The 20,473-nt window shown below is 65.4% G+C and carries 18 protein-coding genes; 9 read left to right on the top strand and 9 right to left on the bottom strand.

Translation table 11 applies throughout. The features are described 5' to 3' along the window. Positions 1 to 23 precede the first annotated feature (23 nt). Positions 24 to 671: a DUF1345 domain-containing protein gene (locus MJ643_RS02395; protein WP_013972973.1), complete on the bottom strand. Its 648-nt coding sequence runs from the start codon at positions 669 to 671 to the stop codon at positions 24 to 26. Between the two features lie 322 nt (positions 672 to 993). Between MJ643_RS02395 and pgm the strand changes: the two genes are divergently transcribed. From pgm to MJ643_RS02415, 4 genes are all read left to right on the top strand, one after another. After that, complete coding sequence (gene pgm / locus MJ643_RS02400) at positions 994 to 2,631, top strand: phosphoglucomutase (alpha-D-glucose-1,6-bisphosphate-dependent) (protein ID WP_024087281.1); 1,638 nt, start codon at positions 994 to 996, stop codon at positions 2,629 to 2,631. A gap of 78 nt (positions 2,632 to 2,709) precedes the next feature. Then, entirely contained in the window at positions 2,710 to 3,219 is a 510-nt protein-coding gene (locus MJ643_RS02405; RefSeq protein ID WP_013972971.1) for a sigma-70 family RNA polymerase sigma factor, read from the top strand. Continuing rightward, a complete protein-coding gene (locus tag MJ643_RS02410) occupies positions 3,219 to 4,163 on the top strand; it encodes a FecR domain-containing protein (protein WP_196184937.1) in 945 nt (314 codons plus the stop codon). The genes MJ643_RS02405 and MJ643_RS02410 overlap by 1 nt, the downstream gene beginning before the upstream one ends. Positions 4,164 to 4,229: 66 nt before the next feature. Further along, on the top strand, positions 4,230 to 6,635 hold the full coding sequence (locus tag MJ643_RS02415; protein WP_023662601.1) for a TonB-dependent receptor: 2,406 nt from the start codon (positions 4,230 to 4,232) through the stop codon (positions 6,633 to 6,635). 158 nt (positions 6,636 to 6,793) lie between these two features. On the opposite strand, the gene MJ643_RS02420 is transcribed toward MJ643_RS02415, so the two are convergent. The 3 genes from MJ643_RS02420 to MJ643_RS02430 form a co-directional block, all read right to left on the bottom strand. Continuing rightward, positions 6,794 to 7,210, bottom strand: coding sequence for a RidA family protein (locus MJ643_RS02420; RefSeq protein ID WP_015270679.1), 417 nt, complete (start codon positions 7,208 to 7,210; stop codon positions 6,794 to 6,796). Further along, entirely contained in the window at positions 7,210 to 8,529 is a 1,320-nt protein-coding gene (locus MJ643_RS02425) for an NAD(P)/FAD-dependent oxidoreductase (RefSeq protein WP_038409763.1), read from the bottom strand. Before MJ643_RS02425 ends, MJ643_RS02420 begins: the two co-directional genes overlap by 1 nt. Before the next feature lie 100 nt (positions 8,530 to 8,629). Continuing rightward, positions 8,630 to 8,830: a hypothetical protein gene (locus tag MJ643_RS02430; RefSeq protein ID WP_156155234.1), complete on the bottom strand. Its 201-nt coding sequence runs from the start codon at positions 8,828 to 8,830 to the stop codon at positions 8,630 to 8,632. 3 nt (positions 8,831 to 8,833) lie between these two features. On the opposite strand from MJ643_RS02430, the gene MJ643_RS02435 reads away from it, so the two are divergent. Beyond that, the gene (locus MJ643_RS02435; RefSeq protein ID WP_013972966.1) at positions 8,834 to 9,511 is read left to right on the top strand and encodes a DUF1028 domain-containing protein; all 678 of its coding nucleotides are present in this window, start codon (positions 8,834 to 8,836) and stop codon (positions 9,509 to 9,511) included. Then, positions 9,504 to 10,664 (top strand): acetylornithine deacetylase, encoded by a 1,161-nt coding sequence (argE, locus tag MJ643_RS02440; RefSeq protein ID WP_013972965.1) that lies wholly within the window; start codon positions 9,504 to 9,506, stop codon positions 10,662 to 10,664. The genes MJ643_RS02435 and argE overlap by 8 nt, the downstream gene beginning before the upstream one ends. A 123-nt stretch (positions 10,665 to 10,787) precedes the next feature. Here the strand turns inward: argE and MJ643_RS02445 are convergent, their stop codons facing one another. From MJ643_RS02445 to MJ643_RS02455, 3 genes are all read right to left on the bottom strand, one after another. Next, positions 10,788 to 12,056, bottom strand: a complete 1,269-nt coding sequence (locus MJ643_RS02445; RefSeq protein ID WP_013972964.1) for a carbohydrate porin — start codon at positions 12,054 to 12,056, stop codon at positions 10,788 to 10,790. Between the two features lie 128 nt (positions 12,057 to 12,184). After that, positions 12,185 to 14,602 (bottom strand): glucose/quinate/shikimate family membrane-bound PQQ-dependent dehydrogenase, encoded by a 2,418-nt coding sequence (locus MJ643_RS02450; protein ID WP_196185091.1) that lies wholly within the window; start codon positions 14,600 to 14,602, stop codon positions 12,185 to 12,187. A 206-nt stretch (positions 14,603 to 14,808) separates the two neighbouring features. Continuing rightward, a complete protein-coding gene (locus MJ643_RS02455) occupies positions 14,809 to 15,159 on the bottom strand; it encodes a cupin (protein ID WP_013972962.1) in 351 nt (116 codons plus the stop codon). 117 nt (positions 15,160 to 15,276) lie between these two features. On the opposite strand from MJ643_RS02455, the gene MJ643_RS02460 reads away from it, so the two are divergent. After that, complete coding sequence (locus tag MJ643_RS02460) at positions 15,277 to 16,182, top strand: LysR family transcriptional regulator (RefSeq protein WP_013972961.1); 906 nt, start codon at positions 15,277 to 15,279, stop codon at positions 16,180 to 16,182. A 105-nt stretch (positions 16,183 to 16,287) separates the two neighbouring features. Continuing rightward, positions 16,288 to 17,487 carry an MFS transporter gene (locus tag MJ643_RS02465; protein ID WP_013972960.1) on the top strand — a complete coding sequence of 400 codons (1,200 nt, stop codon included), beginning with the start codon at positions 16,288 to 16,290 and terminating at the stop codon, positions 17,485 to 17,487. Positions 17,488 to 17,649: 162 nt separating this feature from the next. Here the strand turns inward: MJ643_RS02465 and MJ643_RS02470 are convergent, their stop codons facing one another. Continuing rightward, positions 17,650 to 18,261 carry a LysE family transporter gene (locus MJ643_RS02470; protein WP_004376275.1) on the bottom strand — a complete coding sequence of 204 codons (612 nt, stop codon included), beginning with the start codon at positions 18,259 to 18,261 and terminating at the stop codon, positions 17,650 to 17,652. A 106-nt stretch (positions 18,262 to 18,367) separates the two neighbouring features. Between MJ643_RS02470 and MJ643_RS02475 the strand changes: the two genes are divergently transcribed. Next, on the top strand, positions 18,368 to 19,339 hold the full coding sequence (locus tag MJ643_RS02475; RefSeq protein ID WP_196184744.1) for a helix-turn-helix domain-containing protein: 972 nt from the start codon (positions 18,368 to 18,370) through the stop codon (positions 19,337 to 19,339). A 146-nt stretch (positions 19,340 to 19,485) separates the two neighbouring features. Here the strand turns inward: MJ643_RS02475 and MJ643_RS02480 are convergent, their stop codons facing one another. Next, positions 19,486 to 20,337 carry a CAP domain-containing protein gene (locus MJ643_RS02480; RefSeq protein ID WP_024087273.1) on the bottom strand — a complete coding sequence of 284 codons (852 nt, stop codon included), beginning with the start codon at positions 20,335 to 20,337 and terminating at the stop codon, positions 19,486 to 19,488. Between the last annotated feature and the right edge of the window lie 136 nt (positions 20,338 to 20,473).

Raw genomic sequence — 20,473 nt, forward strand, 5'->3', positions numbered from 1 at the left:
AACTAGCAGAATTGATGGGAAGCTCAGCCCAGCAGGCCAGCAGCGATGTTGATGGTGAACCCCAAAATCGCCGTATTGAATACGAACCCCACTAGCGAATGCGCCAGCACCACCCGCCGTAGGCCCCGCCCAGCGACGCCCACGTCGGAGGTTTGTACCGCCACGCTGATGGTGAACGAGAAATAGTGGAAGTCCCAGTAATCGGGGTTGCGTTCGCCATCGGCGAAGCGCAGCGGCGGTTCGTGGTTTTGTCCGGTATAGAACAGCCGCGCGTAGTGCAGGCTGAAAATGCAGCCGATCAACAGCCAGGAACCGGCCACGGTCAGGCCGGTGTAGAGGTAGTGCACGACCAGCGCCGTGCCTTGCAGGCCACGGCTGGACACCAGTTGCAGGGTGACGGCGGCGAGGCTGGCGATGGCGGCGATGCACACGGTGAGCAGGACCAGGCCGGCGTTTTCGTCTTCGACGCGGGCGACCTTGCGTACCTTTTCCGCATTGGCGCTCAAGGTCAGGTAGAGCACCAGCAGCAGGTACAGCCATACGCCAAGATTCCAGCCGGCGAGGATGTGCTGCACGCTGTCGCTGGCGGGGATCAGCCAGGCGCCGAGCAGGCCGACCACAGTGGCGATGCTCAGGCGCGGGTGGGTGTGGGTCAGGCGGTGGAAAGCCATGGGGCCTCGTTTTCGGGGGTATGGCTACCACTCTAGCCGGTCATTACAGAGATGAGGGACATGCGCGGGTCCATTGTGGGAGCGGGCGAGCCCGCGAAGCAGCCACCGCGGTGGCTGGCAAGTACCCTGTGGGAGCGGCTTTAGCCGCGAACACCGGCGCAGCCGGTGCCATGCACCGCGTTGGATTCTTCGCGGCTAAAGCCGCTCCCACAGGGTATGCGGTGTGCTCACTGATTCTTTGCTGCCGCCCATCGCGCGGCATTGCAACTCTCAGTACACTGCACGCTCCAACACCAACATCCGTTGAACTCGAGGTTACTGCATGACGCTCAGTCCTTTGGCAGGCAAGCCGGCTCCGGCCAGCGTGCTGGTCGATATTCCCCGACTGCTCACCGCCTACTACACCGGCCGCCCCGACGCTGCCGTGGCGGCCCAGCGGGTGGCCTTCGGCACCTCGGGGCACCGTGGCACTTCGCTTGAATTGAGCTTCAACGAGTACCACGTCCTGGCCATTACCCAGGCCATCTGCCTGTATCGCCAGGAGAAGGGCATCGATGGCCCGCTGTTCATCGGCGCCGACACCCACGCACTGTCGGCACCGGCTACCGCCAGCGCCCTGGAAGTGCTGGCTGCCAATGGCGTGCAGGTAATGCTGTCCAAGGACGACGAATACACGCCAACACCAGCGGTTTCCCATGCCATCCTCTGCCATAACCGTGGCCGCGAGCAGGGCCTGGCCGACGGCATCGTCATCACCCCGTCGCACAACCCGCCGCAAAGCGGTGGCTTCAAGTACAACCCGCCCAATGGCGGCCCAGCCGACAGCGACGTGACCAAGTGGATCGAGGCCAAGGCCAACGAACTGCTGGCTGCTGACCTGGCGGGCGTCAAGCGCATGGACCATGCCCAGGCGCTGCTGGCATCCACCACCCAGCGTCATGACTACGTGAGCAACTACGTGGCCGACCTGGAAAACGTCATCGACTTCGACGTCATCCGCGCTGCCAAGCTGCGCCTGGGCGTCGATCCGCTGGGCGGGGCAGGGGTGCGCTACTGGTCGGCGATCGCCAAGCATTACCAGCTCGACCTGGAAGTGGTGAACACCGAGGTCGACCCGACCTTCCGCTTCATGACTGTCGACTGGGACGGCCAGATCCGCATGGACCCTTCCTCGCCCTATGCCATGCAGGGCCTGATCGGCCTGCGCGAACGCTTCGACGTGGCCTTCGCCTGCGACCCGGACCACGATCGCCATGGCATCGTCACCCCCGATGGCCTGCTACAGCCGAACAACTACCTGGCCGTGGCCATCGACTACCTGTACCGCCACCGCCCGCAATGGCGCAGCGATGCCGCCGTCGGCAAGACCGTGGTGTCCAGTGGCCTGATCGATCGCGTCACCCAGCGCCTGGGCCGTGAACTGTACGAAGTACCGGTGGGCTTCAAGTTCTTCGCCCAGGGCCTGTTCGACGGCACGCTGGGCTTTGGTGGCGAGGAAAGTGCGGGGGCTTCGTTCCTGCGCCGCGATGGCTCGGTCTGGGCCACCGACAAGGACGGGCTGATCCCGGCCTTGCTGGCTGCCGAGATGACCGCCCGCACCGGGCGCAACCCGAGCCAGGCCTACGCCGACCTGACCGAGGCGCTGGGCAAGCCGTTCGCCACCCGTGTCGAAGCCAAGGCCGATGCCCGGCAGAAGGCTTTGCTGAGCAAGCTGGCGCCGGAGCAGGTGAAGTCGACCGAGCTGGCGGGTGAGCCGATCGTGCAGATCCTCAGCCATGCACCGGGCAACGGCCAGGCGATCGGCGGGCTGAAGGTGATGACCGCCAATGGCTGGTTCGCCGCGCGCCCTTCGGGCACCGAGGATATCTACAAGATCTACGCCGAAAGCTTCATCGACGAGGCGCACCTGCAGCGCCTGGTGCAGGAAGCGCAAGTGCTGGTGGATGCGGCGATTGCCTGACTGGTAACAAACCGCTTGGTTCTGTGGTGTACTGTAAATTAGAATTAATCTTATTTACGCCACCACAGGGCCTTCCCCATGATCGACGCCGCGCCGCCACCGGAGCATAGCCTGCCTGCCCTGTACCGGGAACACCGCGGCTGGCTGGAAACCTGGCTGCGGCGGCGCATGGGCAATGCCTGGGATGCCGCCGACCTCAGCCAGGATACCTTCCTGCGTATCCTGGCCAGCGCCCAGCCGCTGGCAGACATTCGCGAACCGCGTGCCTACCTGCTGACCGTGGGCAAGCGCCTGCTGAGCAACTTCCACCAGCGGCGCAGCCTGGAACAAGCCTACCTCGATGCACTGGCGCAGTTGCCCGAGCAGCATGTGCCCTCGCCAGAGCAGCGTTGGGTACTGCTGGAAACCCTGCAAGCCCTCGACGAGTTGCTCGACGGCCTCAAGGCGCCGGTACGCAAGGCTTTTCTCTGGAGCCAGCTGGAGGGCCTGGGCTATGCCGAGATCGGCAAGCGCCTGGGTGTTTGCGAGCGCTCGGTCAAACGCTACATGGCGCAGGCCTACGAGCATTGCCTGCTGGCTGAACTGTAATGACCAGCCATTCCCCCGAAACCCGCGAGGCACTGCAGGCCGCCGCGCGCTGGCTGGCGCTGGTGGACTCTGGCGCTGCCAGCGAGGGTGACCTGCAGCGCCTGGAACAATGGCGCACCAGCAGCACCTTGCACGAACACGCCTGGCAAAAGGCACTGCTGTTGCGCCAGCGCTTTTCCGCGCTACCCGGCGCATTGGCCATGGCCACCCTGGACCGCCCGGATAGCGGCCGCCGGGCGCTGCTCAAGCAGGCCCTGGGCGTGGCTGCATTGTTGCCGGCGGCCTGGCTGGCAAGCCGCGAACTGCCGCTGGAGGCCTGGGTCGCCGACATGCGCACCGCGGTCGGGGAGCGCCGGCAGGTGCTGCTGAGCGATGGCACATTCGTGCAGTTGAACACCGACAGTGCGGTGGATATCGACCTGGGCGCGCGTCGCCTGACATTGCTGCGTGGCGAAGTGGCAGTCAGGTTGCCCGGCAACCTGAGCCTGACGTTGCAGGTGCCCTATGGCCAGGTCGCGCTGGATGCTGGCGAGGTGTGCTTGCGCCTGGTCGATCAGGCTTGCCGGGTATCGGTGCTCAAGGGCACGGCCAACCTGCAGCCGCGGCAAGGCCCGGCGCTGCTGCTGCAGGCCGGGCAGCAGGCCAGCCTGCAAGTGGTCGGGGTTGGCCCTGTCACCGGCCTGGACGCATGGCTGCTGGGCTGGCGCGAAGGGGTACTGCGGCTGGAGGATCGCCCCTTGGGCGAGCTGCTGCACGAGCTGCGCAGGTACCGCCCCGGCGTGCTGCGCTGGGCGCCCGAACTGGAGGCCCTGCGCGTGACCGGTACGTTCCGCCTCGACGACACCGACCGGGTGCTGGCCTTGCTCGCCGTCAGCCTGCCGTTGCAGGTGCACACGCGCACGCGTTACTGGGTGAGCCTGGCCGCGCGAGAAAATCGCGCATGATGCTGTCCCCTTTTTTTCGCTCACCGGTCATTACCGGTAGGAGCAAATAAAGGGGAGCCTTGTTCAATGCCTGTTGTCATGTCCAGCCGCCTGCGCCCACTGGCGCGTGCGGCACATCCGTTGTTCGCCATGAGCCTGTTGTTGTGTGCACCGGCCTGGGCCGAAGAACCCGCCCGGCGCAGCTATCAGGTGCCGCCTGCAAACCTTGGTGCGGCACTTACCCAGTTTGCCGATCAGGCCGGGGTCAGCCTGTCGCTGGACCCGGCGCTGGTCAACGGCCGGCAGAGCAATGGCCTGTCCGGCAGCTACAGCGTCGACGAAGGCTTCACCCAGCTGTTGCGCGGCAGCGGCCTGCAGCTGCTGCCGGTGGGCGAGGGCGCTTTCACATTGATGCCGGCACCCCAGGCGGGTGGTGCGCTTGAAATCGCCCCGACCAGCATCGTCGGTGGCCTGGCCGCAGGCAACGAAACGCAACCTTATGCCGGTGGCCAGGTGGCCCGTCAGGGTTCACAGGGCCTGCTCGGCACGCGCGACTTCATGGAAACCCCGTTCAGCATCACCAGCTACACCAGCGAACTGGTGAAGAACCAGCAGGCGCGAACCTTGGGCGAGCTGATCGCCAGCGACCCATCGGTACGCGCCACCAACCCGGCGGGTGGGCGCTTCGAGCAGTTCACCATTCGCGGCTTCAGCCTGTTCAACAGTGATGTGGCCTACAACGGCCTGTACGGCATCCTGCCGACCTACTCGATCGACATGGAAATGGCCGACCGGGTCGACATCATCAAAGGCCCCAGCCAACTGATCAACGGCATTTCGCCGCGAGGCAGTGTCGGCGGCGGCATCAATGTGCAGCCCAAGCGAGCCGGCGACCAGCCGCTCACCGAGTTTACCGGCAGCTATGCCTCGGCCGGCCAGGCAGGCGGTGCGGTGGACGTTGGCCGGCGCTTTGGCGAAGGCCAGCAGTTCGGCGTGCGCTTCAATGGCGTGAAACAGGCGGGCGATACCGAATGGGACCACCAGCGAGTCGAACGTGAAATGGCGGTGTTGGGCCTGGACTTTCGTGGCGAGCGCCTGCGGCTTTCGGCGGACCTTGGCCATACCGAGCGCGATACCGATGCACCGCAGGAGCGGGTGCTGGTCGGTGCCAATGCCAAGGTGCCGGATGCCAACGACGTACGCCACAACTACGCCCAGGCCTGGAGCAAGGCGCGCACCAACGACACCTTCGGTGCGCTGCATGCCGAGTACGATATCAGCGAGTCGCTGCTGGCCTATGGCGCGGTCGGCGCGCGCAAGAGCAACCATGACTTCCTGCGCCACAACGTGTCCATCAGCAACGATGCCGGCGACTTCACCGTGCAGCCGCGCGACTTCACCCGGGATGAAAGCGTGCGTACCGCCATGGCCGGCGTGCGCAACTGGTTCCATACCGGGCCGGTCAGCCACGAGCTGAACCTGGCCGCCACCTACTTCTACATGGACTTCACCAACGGCGGCGCCCGCTATGCCTCGGCGCCCAGCAACCTCTACCACCCGGTGGCCACGCCGACACCGGGCACGCCAACCCGCATCGACCCCGAGGTGTACACGGAAAACCGCTTTTCCGGCGTGGCCCTGGCCGACACCCTGGGCTTCTTCGACGACCGCCTGCTGCTGACCCTGGGCGCGCGTTGGCAGCGGGTGCAGGTGGATGACTGGAGCGACGGCATCAAGGGGGATACCGCCTACGATGAAGAGAAGATGTCGCCCTCGGGCGGCGTGCTGCTCAAGGTTACCGACCAGCTGTCGTTGTATGCCAACTACATGGAGGGCCTGAGCCAGGGCAAGATTGCGCCGTCGACATCGGTCAACGAAGACCAGATCTTCCCGCCGTTCACCAGCCGCCAGGTCGAGGTGGGGGCCAAGTACGACCTGGGCCAGGTCGCCTTTACCGCCAGTGCCTTCCGCATCCGCCAGCCCGCCTATGAAACCAACCCCACATCGCGGGTGTTCGGCCCCAATGGCAAGCGCGACAACCGCGGTATCGAACTGAGCGTGTTTGGCGAGCCCGTGCAAGGCGTGCGTGTGCTGGGCGGGGTGATGTATATCGACAGCGAACTGACCGACACCATCGGTGGCGCCTACGATGGCAACCGCGCGCCGGCCACGCCCGAGTACAACGTCAACCTGGGCGCAGAATGGGATGTGCCTGGGGTGAACGGCCTGACCCTGACGGCGCGGGGCATCCACTCGAGCTCGCAGTACCTGGACCAGAACAACAGCAAGCAGATCGACGGTTGGGAGCGTTACGACGTGGGTGCGCGTTATGCGTTCAAGGTGGATGCCACTCAGGTGACCTTGCGTGCCAGTGTCGAGAATGTGCTGGACGACCGCTACTGGAGCTCGGCCGGAGCTTCGGATGACAGCGAGCCGGGGCTGACGCTGTCTACGCCGCGTACCTACCTGCTGTCGGCGACAGTGGGTTTCTAGCCCATTTCAAAAGTGGGCGCGTTCCCTGTAGGAGCGGCCTTGTGTCGCGAAAGGGCTGCAAAGCAGCCCCAGCAATTTCAAGTGTTGCGCATCAATCCTGGGGCCGCGTTGCGGCCCTTTCGCGACACAAGGCCGCTCCTACAGGTTGAACCGATCGATCAGACCGAATCTGGCACCACGGCGATCACATCGATCTCCATCAGCCACTCGGCCTGGGCCAACCCGGCCACCACCAGACCGGTGGAAATCGGGAACACACCCTTGAGCCACTTGCCTACCTCCTTGTACACCGGCTCGCGGAAGCGCGGGTCGGTGATGTAGGTGGTGGTCTTGACGATGTGCGACAGGTCCGAGCCGGCTTCTTCGAGCAGTTGCTTGACGTTCTTCATTGCCTGCTCGGCCTGCGCCCGTGGGTCACCCAGGCCCACCAGGTTGCCTTCGAAGTCGGTGCCGACCTGGCCGCGCACGTAGATGGTGTTGCCGGCGCGCACCGCCTGGCACAGGTCGTTGTCCAGGGTCTGGTTGGGGTAGGTGGCCTTGGTGTTGAACATGCGGATGCGGGTATGAGTAGGCATCAGTGGGCTCCGAGGGTGCTGACGTTGCTGATCTTGGGTTGCTGCTGCTCATCCGCTGCGCGTTGCTCGCGGTCGCGGTAGGCGGCATAGGTGCGTTGCGTGGCGATGTGGCCGGCGACGTGCTTGGCGTCGTGCCACACGCCCCAGATGAACGACGAGCCACGACGCGACAGCCACGGCAGGCCAAGGAAGTACACGCCCGGCTCGCGGGCCACGCCGCGTTGGTGCTGGGGCTTGCCGTTGGCGTCGAAGGTGTCGACCTGTAGCCAGCTGAAGTCGACACCGTAACCGGTGGCCCAGATGATGCTGGTGACGCCGGCCTTGGCCAGGTCCAGTTGCTGCAGCGGGTTGCGCATGCACTCCGGGTCGGCCAGGCGTTTGCGGGCTTCGGGCTCTTCCGGCAGGTCCAGGCCGTTGCGTTCGATGTAGGCATCGGCGGCATCGAGCAGGGCCAGGTAGTTTTCGTCGCCGCGGTTGATGTTCTCGACCAGGTTGTCCTGGAAGCGCGCTACGCCGTTCTCGAACGACTGGGTCAGGCCGACCAGGGTCATGCCCTGGTGGGCGAGGGCGCGGAAGTCCACGGTGTGGCCGCCACGGGCGCCACTGACGGCAATGGTCACGTGCTCGCGGCCAGGCTTGGCGATTTCCGCATCCCACTCACCCAGCACGCCCAGCCACCAGCAGAAGTCGCGGTTGCGGTAAGCGCGTGGCGGGCGATCGTGGGCGCCGACCGAGAGGTACACATGGCGCCCGGCACGCATCAGTTCTTCGGCGATCTGCACGCCCGAGGAGCCGGCGCCGACCACCAGCACAGCGCCTTCTGGCAACTGCTCGGGGTTGTAATAGGCAGCGGAGTGGATCTGGTGCAGGTTGCTGTCTTTCGGCGCGATGGCCGGGATCACCGGCTTCTGGAACGGGCCGGTGGCGGCGACCACGCGGTTGGCGCGAATCACGCCTTCATTGGTTTCGATGGTAAAACCGGGGCGGTCGCTGTTGCGCAGCACTTTCTTCACTTCGATGCCGGTGCGTACGGGCAGGTTGTACTTGCGTACGTACTGCTCGAAGTAGTCGGCCACCTGGTCCTTGCCGGCGAAGGCGTCGGCGTCGAGGTTGAATTCCAGCCCCGGGAAGCGGTCGTGCCAGACCGGGCCGTTGGCCACCAGCGAGTCCCAGCGGCCGGTGCGCCAGGCCTCGGCGATACGCTTGCGCTCCAGCACCAGGTGCGGCACGCCAAGCTTGCTCAGGTGTTCGCTCATGGCCACGCCGGCCTGGCCGGCGCCGACGACGAGGGTGTCGATTTCGAGGTTGTTCAGTGTCATGTCCGAGCCCTTGTTCAGGCGGTTTTTGTCAGGTCGGTTTGGAGGACCGCCGTTGCCTGGGGCCAGACTAGGGATGCCGTGGAAATGGCGAAAATAGTATTTAGCTGGGGCTTGCCGATAAAACGGCGAAGGCTTTGATTCCTGCCGCCTGCAGCGGTTCCAGCAGCAGCTGTGCCAGGGTTTTGTCCGAACGTTTCGTGGTCATAGTTTTTTCCTCTGCAAACCCTCGGAAAAAGGTCGTTTCGCCGGCCGAAAGGTTCAACCCAGAATGCCGTGTATCGCACAGCACAACAGGAACCATGACATGACTTTTTCCATCATCGGTCGTTGCCAGGAAACCGGCCAGGTCGGTATCGCCATCAGCTCTTCGAGCATCGCCGTGGGCGCCCGCTGCCCGTGGGTGCGTGCCGGTGTGGGTGCGGTCGCCACCCAGAACATCACCTTGCCGGCGCTGGGCCCGCAGATTCTCGATGCCCTGGAACAGGGCCAGTTGCCGCCTGCCGCTGCGCTGGACCGGGTGCTGAGCGCCAACGGCTGGAGCGAGTATCGCCAGCTCACGGTGATCGACAGCCATGGCCAGGTCGCGCTGTTCACTGGCAAGGAAGCCCTGGGCACCCACCACGCCGTGGCCGGTGAGCAATGTGCGGCGGCAGGCAACCTGTTGGCCTCGACCCAGGTGATCGAGGCGATGGTGCAGGCCTTTGAACAAGCCGGCGGGCATCTGGCCGACCGCCTGCTGGCGGCCATGCACGCGGCGATGGCCGCAGGTGGCGAGGCGGGGCCTGTGCACTCGGCGGCGTTGAAGATTGCCGGCGAACTGACCTGGCCACTGGTGGACCTGCGTGTGGACTGGGCCGAAGCCGACCCGATCGGTGTGCTCGATGGCCTGTGGCAGGCATATCGGCCGCAGATGCAGGACTACGTCACCCGCGCCCTCAACCCGACTGCCGCGCCAAGCTACGGGGTGCCGGGCGATGAGTGAATTTGCCAGTCGCGCGCTGCTGGCCAGGCTGATCGGCTTTGCCACGGTCAGCCGGGATTCCAACCTCGAACTGATCAGCTTCATCCGCGACTACCTGGCCGAGCTGGGGGTGGAAAGCGAACTGTTCCATAACCCGGAAGGCACCAAGGCCAACCTGTTCGCCACCATCGGCCCCCGGGACGTTGGCGGCGTGGTGCTGTCCGGGCATACCGATGTGGTGCCGGTGGACGGCCAGGCCTGGACAGTCGAGCCGTTTGCCCTGAGTGAGCGCGACGGGCGCCTGTATGGCCGCGGCACGGCCGACATGAAGGGCTTCATCGCTTCGGTACTGGCGGCTGTACCGGCGTTTCTCACACAGCCGTTGCGCATGCCGGTGCACCTGGCGTTCTCCTACGACGAGGAAGTCGGCTGCCTGGGGGTGCGCTCGATGTTGGCCGCGCTGGAGCAGCGCCCGCACAAGCCACGGCTGTGCCTGATTGGCGAACCCACCGAACTCAAGCCGGTGCTGGGGCACAAGGGCAAGCTGGCGATGCGTTGCCAGGTGCATGGTGCGGCCTGCCACTCGGCGTACGCGCCGTATGGGGTGAATGCCATCGAGTATGCGGCGAAGCTGATCGGCAAGCTGGGTGATATTGGTGATGCCCTGGCGTTGCCGGAGCATCACGACGAGCGCTTCGACCCACCGTTCTCCACGGTGCAGACCGGTGTGATCAAAGGGGGCAGGGCGCTGAACATCGTGCCGGCGGAATGCGAATTCGATTTCGAAGTACGGGCTTTGCCGGGGTTCGAGGCGCAGGCAGTGGCCGACCAGCTGCAAACCTATGCCGAGGCCGAACTGCTGCCGCGCATGCGCAAGGTCAATGCCGCCAGCGCCATTCGCCTGCAGCCGTTGAGTGCGTATCCGGGGCTGGCCACGCCAGCGGATAGCGAGGCGGCTGGCCTGGTGGCGTTGCTCAGTAGTTCGGATGAGTTCGGTACGGTGGCGTTTGGTACCGAAGGTGGACTGTTCGACCAGGTGGGCATCCCGACTGTGGTGTGTGGGCCCGGGAGCATGGACCAGGGGCACAAGCCGGATGAGTTCGTCAGCGTCGAGCAGTTGCGGGGGTGTGATGCCATGTTGCTGAGGTTGGTGGATTACCTCAGGCAGGGTTGATTGCGCTGGCCTCTTCGCGGGCACGCCCGCTCCCACAGGTACAGCACCGCCAGGATAGCCGGTGATACACCTGTGGGAGCGGGCGTGCCCGCGAAGGGCTGCAGAGCAGCCCCAATCAAGGTTTCAGAAGGTAGCCTTGACCTGCAGGCCAACCACCAGCGCGTTGTCGATGTCCTTCCCGGAGAACGCGCCCGGCTCGATGATGTACTGCACATCCGGGCGCAGGTTCAGCCACGGTGTGGCCTGGTAGCCATAGCTCAGCTCGACCAGCTGCTCGCCGCTGTCGATATCGGGGAACTGCTGCCCGGCATCGAACGCGGCATCTTCCAGCACGTCGCGGCTACGCGGGTTGGGTACGGCACGGCCATAGCCCAGGGCCACAGTATCCTTCGGGCGGCCTGCGAACGGCTTGTACAGCACCACGCCGGCGCCATACCACTTGGTGAATGGCGATGCGGCCTTGCTCGACGCCGAGTACTGGCCGAAGGCATGCAGGCTGCGGCCCGGCAAGCCCTGGTCGTTCCACACCGCCTGGTCGACCAGCAAGTAGTGGCCGCCACGGCCGGACACTTCCTCGTCGCTGCCGATGCGCTTCACGTCGGAGCTGTCGTAGTAGTAGCCCAGTTTGTACTCGCCAGGCAGCTCGCCCTGCAGCTTGTAGACCAGCTCTACCGGTACCACGGTGCCAGTGGTGTGCTTGGGGCCCAGGTGCCAGGCGCGGCTGGAGTTGCCATTGCTTTCCGGGTCGACGTTGAACGCCGCCACACGCAGTTGCCAGGATGGCGACAGGTCGTACTTCACCCGTACGCCTAGGTGGGCATTGGGGTAATTGGTCCAGCCACTGCCGCCAGACATGTTCAGCGGGTGGCCGCAGAAGCCGGCGTTCATGAAGTTGCACAGGATGCCACTGTCCAGGCCGCCGAGGTCGTTGCCCATGGCCATGTAGCCGAGCTTGACGTTGAGCGCCGGGGTGAACAGGGTACGCTCGTAGCTCAGCTCGGTCAGGCGGGTGTACAGACCACCGAAGTTTTCCTGGATCGGCAGGCGGTTGCCCACCAGGTCTTCCGAGGCGCTGTTGCCGCGGCGGTCGTTGATGGTCAGCTGGACCTTGCCGCCGTTGTCCAGGCCATACAGTTTCGACAGGTCGAACTGCACGCCCAGTTTCAGGTTTTGCGAGTAGCGCGCCGAGCGGTGCAGGCCACCGTGGGCGTTGTAGGCGGTTTCGCCGCTGTAGTCGCCGGTGAACCTGACGCCGTCTTCTTCCAGCTGGTGACGCAGGCCGCCCCAGTCACCGGTCAGGGTGCTGCGGGTCATCAGGTCGCCGTCGGCCAGGGCGGTGCTGCTGGCGAGGGCCAGCAACAGGGTGGGGGTGATGCGAATTGCGGATGGCATTGCTGAATCTCGTATTCTTTTCTGGGGCCTGTTCGCGGGCAAGCCCGCTCCCACAGGATGATCACTGCCCAAGCGGACGGTGCAGTCCCTGTGGGAGCGGGCGTGCCCGCGAAGAAGGCGACGCGGTCTTACGGCAGAGCGTAAGAAATCACGTAATCGCCACGGTCAGTCGACTGGCGCGCGCCGCCAGCCGTGACCACCACGTACTGCTTGCCGGTTTTCGGCGAAACGTAGGTCATCGGGCCGCCCTGGCTGCCCACTGGCAGGCGAGCCTTCCAGATTTCGTTGCCGTTGCTGCTGTCGTAGGCGCGCAGGTAGAAGTCCTGGGTGCCGGCGATGAACACCAGGCCGCCCTGGGTGGACAGGGTGCCGCCGAGGGTCGGCAGGCCGATCTTGATCGGCAAGTGCATGCGGATGCCGAGCGGGCCGGTGTCCTCGACGGTACCCACAGGTACCTGCCACGCCACCTGGCGGGTCTTCATGTCGATGGCGGTCAGGGTGCCGAATGGCGGCGCCTGGCACGGAATGCCGGCCACCGACAGGAAGCGGTTCTTGTTCACCGCATACGGGGTGCCCTTGAGCGGTACTGCACCCATGCCGGTATTCAGCGCTTCGCCACCGGAAGCGGCACCGCCCTTGTTCTGCGACGGGATCATCTGGATCCACAGGCCCAGGCGCATGTCGTTGACGAAGATGAAACCATGTACCGGGTCGGTGGAAATGCTGCCCCAGTTCATGCCGCCCAGCGAACCCGGGAAGCTCAACGACAGGTCGGTGCCCGGCGCGGTGTACAGGCCGTCGTAGCGCATTTTCTTGAAGTCGATGCGGCACAGCAGCTGGTCGTACGGGGTTGCGCCCCACATGTCCGATTCGGTCAGGGTCTGCGCGCCGATCTGCGGCATGCCCACCGACTTCGGCTGGGTTGGCGAGTACGGCTCGTTGGGGATGTTGCTTGGCTTGACCGGTACTTCGTCGACCTGGGTCAGCGGCTTGCCGGTGGCGCGGTCGAGCACGTAGATCTGCCCGGCCTTGGTGCCGATTACCACTGCAGGTACCGACTGGCCGTCGTCCTTGGTGAAATCGATCAGGCTCGGCTGCATCGGCAGGTCGAAGTCCCACAGGTCGTTGTGCACGGTCTGGAACACCCACTTCTGGTTGCCGGTGGTGGCGTCCAGCGCCAGTACCGAAGCGCCATAGGTGTGGTCCAGCTTGCTGCGTTCGACACCGTAGATGTCGGTGGACGACGAGCCCATCGGCAGGAACACGGTATTCATCGCCGGGTCGTAGGACATCGGGGCCCAGCTGTTGGGGGTGCTGCGCACATAGGTGCTGTCGCCCTGCGGCGCCTGGCGATCTTCCGGGTTGCCGGGGTCGAAGGCCCAGCGCATTTCACCCGTGATCACGTCGAAACCACGGATCACGCCGCCTGGCATGTCGGTCTGGACGTTGTCGGCGACGCGGCCGCCGACCACCACGGTGGTACCGGCCATCAGTGGGGCCGAGGACAGCTGGTAGTAGGAGTCCGGCACATCGCCCAGGCCGGCCTTGAGGTCGACCTGGCCGTTGTTGCCGAAGCCCTGGCAGAACTCGCCGGTGTCGGCGTCGACGGCAATCAGGCGGCCATCGATGGTGTTGGTCAGCAGGCGACGCTGGCAGTTGGCACCGGCCGGTACGCTGGCCGCGGTGATTGGCGAGCTGTTCGGCTGGGTCGGCTGGGCGATGGCGGCAGTGGCGTCGAAGTAGGCCATGCCACGGCAACGCTGCCAGACCTTGGACTGGGCGTTGATCGCGTTCTTCCACAGCTCTTTGCCGGTGTCGGCATCAAGGGCGATCAGGTTGTTGTGCGGGGTGCAGATGAACACCTTGTTGCCGACCTGCAGCGGGGTCAGCTGGTCTTCGGCGCCGTTGCCGTCGCTGAGCGCCACGTCACCGGTGCGGTAGGTCCAGGCCACTTTCAGCTTGTTGACGTTGTCGCGGTTGATCTGGTCCAGCGCGGCGAAGCGGCTGCCACCTTCGGTGTTGCCGTAGTGAGCCCAGTCCTTCTGCGCCTTGCCGGCCTCGACCGGGGTCATGCCCGGGCCTTTGCCGGTGGGGGCGACGCTGGGGTGGGCGACGAACATGTTGCCGGCGGCGATCACCAGCAGCACGGCCAACACCCCGGCAACGCCATAGGCACCGCGGCCGGCGCTGGTGCCATTGGTGCGGGCCAGCAGCGGGTAGACCAGTGCCACCACCATGCCGATTGCGCCGAACATGAACAGGCGCGAGAACAGCGGCCAGAACACCAGACCTGCGTCGATCAGCGCCCAGATGGCAGTGCCGACCAGGAACGCCGCGTACAGCCAGGCGCCAGCCGGCTTGCGGCGAGCGATGAGAACGCCGGCGATGGCCATGGCCAGGCCGCCGATCAGGAAGTACCAGGAACCGCCCAGGCCGGCCAGCTTGACGCCGCCCGCAGCCAGGAGGAGGCCGAGCAGGGCGATGATCACGCCCAGGCCGACCAGGATGATGTTTGTGGCGCCAGAGGCGCGCGGTGTTTCTTTCATGCCAGGGATCTCAGCAGGTGGAATGCGTGCAGTGTAATCTCTTAGCTTGCTAATTAACAAGTTGGTACATAATTTTGTGGGGCGGATTGTCGCAGGGTTGAACTCTGCAAGGTGTGGCTAAAAGTCTAGATCATGCACTTAAAATTGCAGTAAACAGGGTGTTCATGTCGGCTGGTTAACCCGCGTTCGATTTTCGATTACCGGATTCACGCCGGCCACGGAGTGCCGCTGCTGTAGAACACCGCGAGCCAGATGGTGGCGGTGCCGGGGGCGGTCCATTCCACGCGGTGGCGGTAATGCGGCGGGATGTCCAGGCAATCGCCCGGCGCCAGCAGGCGGGTATGGCTCTCGTGCTCGAAGCGCAGGCCGGCGGCGCCACTGAGCAGCACGATCCATTCGCCTTCGGCCTGGTCGTACCAGAAACCGGGCGGGCTGGCCTGGCCGCTGGAAACGATACGCTCCACACGCACACCCGGGCGGCTGAGCAGTTGGTCGACCCGTTCGGAGCTGGTGGGGTCGCAAGGGGGCAGGGCAGTCAGCAGGTTGGTCGGGATCATGGAAAACCTCGCTTGGAAGGGGGTAGTTCCACTATGGACGCAATTGCCGTGCGCCGCGCTTCTTGACCGGCCCGGCTGTTTGTAAGAACTTTCCGGGATTTGGAAGACGGGCAACAAATGGACAAACTCCTGGCGATGAAAATGTTCGTGGCCACCGTCGATGCCCAGGGCTTTTCTGCCGCCGCCCGCCAGCTTGGGCTGGCGACATCGTCGGTGACGCGCCTGGTCGATGCCCTGGAAGCGGCGTTGGGCGCCACCTTGCTCAACCGCTCCACGCGCCAGGTCAGCCTGACCGAGGCCGGCGCCCGTTATTACGAGCGCGCGCGGGGTATTTTCGAGGCCCTGGACGAGGCCGATGCCAGTGTCGCCGACCGGGGCGAGGAGCCTGTCGGTGTGCTGCGCCTGTGCTTGCCGGTGGAGTTCGGCAGGCGGGTCATCGCCCCGCACCTGGGGCCGTTCCTGGCGCAACATCCGGCTCTGGAGCTGGACATCGACCTCAGCGACCGCCTGGATGACCTGCTTGACGGGCGCTATGACCTGTCGATCCGCCTGGGCGACCCCTCGCCCAATGACGAGCTGGTATGCCGCCAGCTGGGTCGCTTCCAGCGTTGGCTGGTGGCCAGCCCGGGCTACCTGGCCGGGCGTGACGCGCTGGAGCATCCGCGGCAGCTGCTCGAGCACGCCTGCCTGCGCTTTCGCTACGGGCAGAAAAGCCGCCCCTGGCGCCTGGCCCGTGGGCAGGACAGTCTGGAACTGGACGTGAGCGGGCCGTTGCGCAGTGCCAATGCCGACATGCTGCGCGAAACCGCACTGGCGGGCAGCGGCATCGCGCTGCTGGCCGACTGGCTGGTGCGTGAGGATGTGGCGGCCGGGCGCCTGCAGCGGCTGTTCCCCGATTGGCAGGCCAGCCCCGGCGCTGCCAATGACAGCATCAACGCCTTGTATCTGCCCAATCATCGTGGTTCACGGCGGGTGAATGCCTTTATCGACTTTTGCGAAAACCTGTTGCAGCGCAGCACCTAGTGTTGCGCAGTGCGCAAAGCCCTGTTGCGCCAGCGCTGGATTCTCGCCAGGAGTGCGTCTGGGTAAGGTGGCCGGCATATTCCAGCCATCGCCGAGGACACTCGCATGAATCCCTCCCTTGCCGCCGCGCAGCCTGCCGCCACCGGCCTCAGCCGGGCTCTGGTCGCCCTGCTGGCGTTCTGCTGCGGCGCGATCGTCGCCAATATCTACTATGCCCAGCCCATCGTCGGCCTGATCGCCCCGGACCTGGGGCTGTCCACCGAGCATGCCAGCCTCATCGTTTCGCTCACGCAGCTTGGCTATGCCTTGGGCCTGCTGTTGTTGGTACCGCTGGCCGACCTGTTGGAAAACCGCCGCTTGATGGTGGCTACCGCCGTGCTGGCCTGCGTCAGCCTGCTGCTGGCGGGCACCAGCAGCAGCGGCCAGGGCCAGCTGTTCCTCGGCTATGCACTGCTGATCGGTTTCAGTTCCGTGGCGGTGCAGATGCTCATCCCGCTGGCGGCGCACCTGGCGCCGGAGCAGCAGCGTGGGCGGGTGGTCGGCAACATCATGGGCGGCCTGCTGCTGGGTATCCTGCTGGCGCGGCCGTTGTCCAGCCTGGTGGCCGACTACTTCGGCTGGCGGGCGGTGTTCATTGGCGCTGCCGCGGTGATGCTGGCGATCATCCTGCTGCTGGCCCTGACCTTGCCGCGGCGGGTGCCCGAGCACAAGGCCAGCTATGCCGGGCTGATGCTGTCGCTGCTCACGCTGCTGCGCCGTTATCCCTTGCTGCGCCAGCGCTCGCTGTACCAGGCGTTGATGTTCGCGGCGTTCAGCCTGTACTGGACGGCGGTGCCGATGGCCCTGGCAACCGAGCATGGCCTGTCGCAGAGCCAGATCGCAGTATTCGCCCTGGTGGGCGCGGTAGGCGCCGTCGCCGCACCCATGGCCGGCCGCCTGGCCGATGCCGGGCATGCCCGGGCCGGTTCGCTGTTGGCGTTGTTACTGGCACCGGCGGCACTGTTGCTGGGGCTGACCGTGCCGGGCTACAGCGTGATCGGCCTGGGCCTGACTGGCGTGCTGCTGGATTTTGCGGTGCAGATGAACATGGTCATCGGCCAGCGTGAAGTGTACGCGCTGGACCCGGCCAGCCGCGGGCGGCTGAACGCGGTGTACATGACCAGCATCTTCCTGGGTGGGGCGCTGGGTTCGGCGGTGGCCAGTGCGGTGTTCAGCCAGTTCGGCTGGCAGGGTGTGGCGCTGGTGGGGGCGGGGTTGCCGGGCGTGGCCTTGATCATCTTCCTGACCAAAGCGCGCCGGGGTTGAATGGTAGCGCGGTCACCTGTGGGAGCGGCCTTGTGTCGCGAAAGGGCCGCAAAGCGGCCCCGGCAATTCTGAAGTGATGCGTAGATCGTGGGGGCGCTTCGCACCCCTTTCGCGACGCAAGGCCGCTCCCACAAAAAAAACGGCACACGCCTGTATCAGACGCTACCGCCCAAGCGGCAACGCCACACCAATCAAGGCAAACAGGCTGCCGCAGCAGCGGTTGAAGCCCTTGCCGCCCTTGGCCAGCCATGGCCGGATGCGAAACGCCAGGCGTGCCAACAGGTATTCGACCAGGAACTCGACACTGGCAAAGGTCGCCGCCATCACCACGAACTGCAGCAGCAACCCACGCTGCGGGTCGATGAACTGCGGCAGGAAAGCGCCGTAGAACAGCAGCACCTTGGGGTTGGCCATGGCCGACAGCAGGCCCTGGCGGAACAGGCCGGCATTGCCCAGCCGCGCACTTTGCGCGGTCAGTTCCAGGTGCAGGCCCGGGCTGCGCCACAGCTGGATACCCAGCCAGACCAGATAAGCGCCACCCACCCACTTGAGCACGCTCAGCACCGAGGCCGAGGCCTGCAGCAATGCGCTGAGGCCGAACATGGCCAAGGCAATCAGGGCGCTAAAGCCAAACACCCCGCCAATGATGGTGAACAACGTCCGGCGTGCGCCATACAGGGCACCGTGGGTCAGGGCCAGCAGGCTGTTGGGGCCTGGGGTCAGCGACAGGCCGATGCTCGCCAGCAGGTAGATGAGCCAGGTGTCGAGTGCCATGGTGGGGAATGCCTTGTTGATGGAGAGGGCGCCAGTCTATGGCGCCGATCTTGTCGGGCAAGGGTATGATCCGGACATTGAATGGTCGTTTCTGGACGCGATGCCAATGCTGCCCGACATCCGCTTGCTGATCTTGCCGTTACCGGATTTTGCCTTGCTGCCGTTCGGCGCCTTTCTCGACAAGTTGCGTTTCAGCGCCGACGACGAGGACTACAGCCAGCAGCGCTACTGCAGCTGGACCGTTGCAGGGCTGACACTCGACCCGGTGCCTTCGAGCAGTGGCGCGGTGGTGCAGGTCGAAGCCGTCGCAGGCCAGCTCGAGCTGGCCAGTTTCGACTACCTGGTGGTGTTCGGCGGGCGCAACGCGATGGCCACTGCCGCGCTGGCGCCTCGCTACCGGGCCTTGCTGAGGCAGGCTGGCAAGGCTGGCGTCAAGCTGGTGGCGGTCGACAACGGTGCTTTCCTGTTGGCCGCCTGCGGGTTGCTGCAGGGCCACAAGGTAGTGGTGCACTGGCGCCACGAAGCCGAATTCCGTGCAGCCTTCCCGCATTTGCAGGTACTGAGTGAGCAGCTGTATTGCATCGACGGTAGCCGCATCACCTGCGCCGGCGGCACCGCGGCCATCGACCTGGCCGTCGCGCTGTTGTCACGCGCCTGCGGGAGGGCCAGGGCGCTGAAGGGCCTGGCTGACATGCTGGTGGATGAAACCCGTGATAGCCGCCATGCCTTGCGCTCGTTGGAGCTGGGGGCCGGGCAGGGGCGGCAGGTGCAGCGCGCGCAGGCATTGATGCGTCATCACCTGGGTACGCCGTTGACCGCGGAGCAGTTGGCGGCTGAGCTGGGCATCAGCCGGCGCCAGCTGGACCGGCAGTTTCACGCCAGCCATGGCATGAGCGCCAAGGCCTGGTGGCTGGAGATGCGCCTGCAACAGGCGCGTTGGCGCCTGCTCAATTCCAGCCACAGCCTGGCGCAGATTGCCGATGAAGTGGGCCTGGGCGATGCCAGTTACCTGGGCAAGTGCGTGCGGCGACGGTTTGGATGCACGGCCCTTGAGCTGCGCTGTCACGTAGAGAACTGAATTCACAAGCGGTCCACGTACCCTGTGGGAGCGGGTTTACCCGCGAAGAAGCCACCGCGGTGCATGGCACCGGCTGCGCCGGTGTTCGCGGCTAAAGCCGCTCCCACAGGGTCCCTGCTATTTGAATGAGTCCTGTGGGAGCCGGCCTACTGCGGCGTCCCGAACAACCCTGTCCAGTAGATCCCCGCATCACTCTTCGGGTCCACTGCATACGCAGCGCCCAGCTCACGGAAGTCCGGGTTCATCAGCGTCGCGCAATGCCCCGGGCTATCCAGCCAGCCATCGACCACCTTGCGCGCGGTGTCACGCCCGGCGGCGATGTTTTCGCCGATCTGCTGGTACAGGTAACCGGCCAGCTCTGCCCGGTCACCGGGGGTGCGGCCATCCTTGTCGATGTGGTCGAAGAAGTTCTGGTTGGCCATGGCCCGGGTGTGGCTGGCAGCAACCCCGGCCAGCACCGTGCTCCAGCTCAGTGCGGGGGCGGCGGCGAAGGGCTGGCCACCGCATTGGCGCGGCACCTTGCGCGCGGCGTTGATCTCCTGCAGCACCTTCTGCCCCTCGGCCTGCCAGTCGCCCAGGCGCCCACTGAGCAGCGGCCGGGCAAGCACGATGCGCCAGTCGCGGCCTTCCTGGCTGACGCCGATATCGACGAACTGCGGGTCCAGCACCACCTGGCAGAAGCTCTCTTCGATGGCATGCATGGCAGCGCGCGCATCACGTGGCCCCGACAGGCTGATGGCCTGCACGTTGACCATCGGGTAGGCGGCGCGGGTCATGGCCTGCTGCAGGTCGCGGGTACCCTCTGGCGACAGCGCCAGGCGGGTATCGCTGTTGAGCGGCGGCAGTTCCAACGACGCTTCGCCACCGCAGGGCTGGGCCTTGCTGCGGTAGACATTGATCGAATCGATCAGTTGCGCTTCTTCGCCGGTGGCAGCCATGGCCCCGACCGAGACGACCAGGCCCAGCGACAAGGCGGCTACGGATGACAGGACGCGCATGTGGATCTCCCTATGACTGGCAGCGTCGGGGTTCGCGCTGCTCATCCTACACAAGCCCGGGGGCTTTTGGCCCGGGCTCGTGCAAAGCAATGAGAACGCCAACATTCGTTGCTGGCGGCAAAAGAGGGAGTAGACC

This window comes from Pseudomonas sp. PNPG3, from assembly GCF_023093815.1.
In the GTDB taxonomy this organism is placed as follows: Bacteria; Pseudomonadota; Gammaproteobacteria; order Pseudomonadales; family Pseudomonadaceae; genus Aquipseudomonas; species Aquipseudomonas asiatica.

Bases quoted from the DNA above. Each gene is read 5' to 3' on its own strand.
- MJ643_RS02395 (WP_013972973.1), bottom strand. From the start codon at position 671: ATGGCTTTCCACCGCCTGACCCACACCCACCCGCGCCTGAGCATCGCC.
- pgm (WP_024087281.1), top strand. From the start codon at position 994: ATGACGCTCAGTCCTTTGGCAGGCAAGCCGGCTCCGGCCAGCGTGCTG.
- MJ643_RS02405 (WP_013972971.1), top strand. From the start codon at position 2,710: ATGATCGACGCCGCGCCGCCACCGGAGCATAGCCTGCCTGCCCTGTAC.
- MJ643_RS02410 (WP_196184937.1), top strand. From the start codon at position 3,219: ATGACCAGCCATTCCCCCGAAACCCGCGAGGCACTGCAGGCCGCCGCG.
- MJ643_RS02415 (WP_023662601.1), top strand. From the start codon at position 4,230: ATGCCTGTTGTCATGTCCAGCCGCCTGCGCCCACTGGCGCGTGCGGCA.
- MJ643_RS02420 (WP_015270679.1), bottom strand. From the start codon at position 7,210: ATGCCTACTCATACCCGCATCCGCATGTTCAACACCAAGGCCACCTAC.
- MJ643_RS02425 (WP_038409763.1), bottom strand. From the start codon at position 8,529: ATGACACTGAACAACCTCGAAATCGACACCCTCGTCGTCGGCGCCGGC.
- MJ643_RS02430 (WP_156155234.1), bottom strand. From the start codon at position 8,830: ATGGTTCCTGTTGTGCTGTGCGATACACGGCATTCTGGGTTGAACCTT.
- MJ643_RS02435 (WP_013972966.1), top strand. From the start codon at position 8,834: ATGACTTTTTCCATCATCGGTCGTTGCCAGGAAACCGGCCAGGTCGGT.
- argE (WP_013972965.1), top strand. From the start codon at position 9,504: ATGAGTGAATTTGCCAGTCGCGCGCTGCTGGCCAGGCTGATCGGCTTT.
- MJ643_RS02445 (WP_013972964.1), bottom strand. From the start codon at position 12,056: ATGCCATCCGCAATTCGCATCACCCCCACCCTGTTGCTGGCCCTCGCC.
- MJ643_RS02450 (WP_196185091.1), bottom strand. From the start codon at position 14,602: ATGAAAGAAACACCGCGCGCCTCTGGCGCCACAAACATCATCCTGGTC.
- MJ643_RS02455 (WP_013972962.1), bottom strand. From the start codon at position 15,159: ATGATCCCGACCAACCTGCTGACTGCCCTGCCCCCTTGCGACCCCACC.
- MJ643_RS02460 (WP_013972961.1), top strand. From the start codon at position 15,277: ATGGACAAACTCCTGGCGATGAAAATGTTCGTGGCCACCGTCGATGCC.
- MJ643_RS02465 (WP_013972960.1), top strand. From the start codon at position 16,288: ATGAATCCCTCCCTTGCCGCCGCGCAGCCTGCCGCCACCGGCCTCAGC.
- MJ643_RS02470 (WP_004376275.1), bottom strand. From the start codon at position 18,261: ATGGCACTCGACACCTGGCTCATCTACCTGCTGGCGAGCATCGGCCTG.
- MJ643_RS02475 (WP_196184744.1), top strand. From the start codon at position 18,368: ATGCTGCCCGACATCCGCTTGCTGATCTTGCCGTTACCGGATTTTGCC.
- MJ643_RS02480 (WP_024087273.1), bottom strand. From the start codon at position 20,337: ATGCGCGTCCTGTCATCCGTAGCCGCCTTGTCGCTGGGCCTGGTCGTC.